This window comes from Cytobacillus oceanisediminis 2691 (assembly GCF_007678455.1).
Lineage (GTDB): Bacteria > Bacillota > Bacilli > Bacillales > Cytobacillaceae > Mesobacillus > Mesobacillus oceanisediminis_A.
Genome location: NZ_VEEP01000197.1, coordinates 1 through 278 on the forward strand (window position 1 = coordinate 1; position 278 = coordinate 278).

Here is a 278-nt window from a genome sequence, read left to right on the forward strand (position 1 = left end):
AAGACAGCGACCCTCTCAAAGGTCTTCTATCATCCCTCGTATTCACCATACCACCCTCCAACCGACGAGCACCACTCATCAAACAATTCCCCAACCAATTTTATCCCCCCATCCAACAACTTCACCCCCTTCATTTTCTTCTTCTTCAACTTACCCTCTATCTCCATACCCACCCTCACGATTATCATCCCATCAACCAGTTCAACCACTTCCCTAAACAAACCCCCACATTGAAAAACCTTGTTCAAACCATCTATCCTCCTCTCCACCAATATCCC

The 278-nt window shown here is 46.4% G+C and carries 1 protein-coding gene; it reads left to right on the forward strand.

What is annotated here, in order from left to right:
- Nucleotides 1-110: 110 nt before the first annotated feature.
- A partial coding sequence (locus FS736_RS25585) for a spore coat protein CotJB (RefSeq protein WP_395883940.1) occupies nt 111-278 on the forward strand: 168 nt, incomplete at its 3' end.